The organism is Pontibacillus litoralis JSM 072002, from assembly GCF_000775615.1.
Taxonomy (GTDB): Bacteria; Bacillota; Bacilli; order Bacillales; family BH030062; genus Pontibacillus; species Pontibacillus litoralis.
Genome location: NZ_AVPG01000054.1, coordinates 1 through 1,972 on the forward strand (window position 1 = coordinate 1; position 1,972 = coordinate 1,972).

Below are 1,972 nucleotides of genomic sequence, written 5' to 3' on the forward strand. Positions count from 1 at the left end.
TGCTGGCATGTTCATACCTCCTTCCTATTTCGCATATTGAATTGAAAATGGTAATTTCCCACTCAATTAACGGAGTTGAAGCAACAAAAATATGGTTATAGCCACACTAGATGCTACCACAATTAGTGCAGAATATATTTATTAAAACAAAGCTAATCACAGTTACAACATACAATAGTTATAACTTGATTGCTTGTTGCTGATTGATCAATACAATACATAACATCTGCCGTATTCGGAATAAAACAATCATCCATTTCACTCACAACCTGAAATGAAATCGTTTTAGATTCTCCAACAGCAAGTGAGCCAATAGGGATACCAGCATTCGGATTGGCATCAGGCACTAATACGTTATCAATTACAACACTCCCCTTAATAAAATTTGTACCGGAAGGCTCTGGATCTTTTAAAATAATTTGACCAGAACTATCTGGACCTTCATTTGTAATCGTAATCGTGTACGTTATAATATCTCCACAATCAATGAGCTGCGGTTCCGCCTCTTTCACAACCGATACATTCGTCATCGCTTGATTCGTAATAACCTCATTCGAAAACGTTTCTTCCACATTATCTCCACTCACACTAGCTACGTTCGTGATAGGAAAAGTACCAAAATCATCTACTACCACTTCATACGTTATCGTGACCATTCCTCCTGGTGGTATATTCCCAAGCGAAATCCCTACACTCGGATCATCTCCTGTCGGCATCCCATTAACGGTGACACTACCTGGTATAAATGTCGTTCCTGCTGGAATATCGTCTATAACGATGACATTTTCTGCATCTAATATTGCACCCACATTCTCAATCTCAATGGTATACATCAATCTATCACCAGGACAGGCAAGCGTAGGATCAACACTTTTTGTGATTTCTAATAAATTTAATAAAGCGAAAGCACATCGAGCACCGTCATTATTTACTGCAGGTACAGTAGTCGAAAATAGTGTACCGACAGCATTCGGCCCAATTATTTCAATTCTATATATTTGTCCACTTGTATTATCCAATGCATACAAAAATCCTTGCCCATCAAAGAAAACCGCACCATATGGCCCTGGTGGTAATCCTATGGCTGGAAATACTGTTTGTGCACCTGATAACGGATCCGTCCTTATTACAGCAGTTCCATTTGCCAAAACGCTATACAATTGATTATCAATCGGATTAAATGCCCAATCCTGAATAGATTGAGCCGTAGTTGCCGTACCAAAAGGAGCTGTATCCAATACAAATCCGGCAGTCGGATCAACTAATTGTAAAAAAGTCGGTGAATCAGGATCAACATCGACCACATAGAATCTTGTATCATTTTGATTATAAAGATATAAATGACCATCAAAATCAACGTCTCCAACATTAAAACCTTGTACAGGCAAATTTGGAACTGGTCCGAAATTAGTTACTGTTAAATCTGGATTAATTCTAGCCACATTAAGCGAGTTTTGGTTATATCCATAAATAGCATTGTCCACAACACTGAAGCCTACAGCATTATAAACAACAGCAGGACTTAAAAAACCTTGTAATGTTGATGCACCCGTTACTAAATTTATCTCAAATAAACGAGATGGATTCAACGCCACTTGCAGTCCAGTAGGAGAACATTCAAATGACTCCACATCTTCATGACCGAAATTTTCCGTAAAGGCTTGGTTTGTATCGATGTCGGTCTGTGTTACATCAATCGTTCTAACCCTTGATGTTGTAGAAGTCGTATAACCAGGTGGTTGGGTAAATAAAGTTGGCGGACATGCTATACCAGGGTCGGCAACCGTTTCATATACGGTGTACGTTCCTACAATCGTTAAGCCTGGAAAAGTATAATCCCCTAACCCATCTGTCATCGTTGTTGTACAATTTCCGTTCGGGTCCTCTACCACAACGGTTACATTCGGAATGCCAGGGTCCCCTGGTGGGTCATATGTTCCATTTTGATTTACATCCTCAAATACTGTCCCTT

The 1,972-nt window shown here is 39.4% G+C and carries 1 protein-coding gene; it reads right to left on the reverse strand.

What is annotated here, in order from left to right; all coding sequences use genetic code 11:
- Positions 1-152 precede the first annotated feature (152 nt).
- Positions 153-1,972, reverse strand: a 1,820-nt coding sequence (locus N784_RS15625; protein ID WP_036836501.1) for a DUF6923 family protein, incomplete at its 5' end; no start/stop codon positions are given.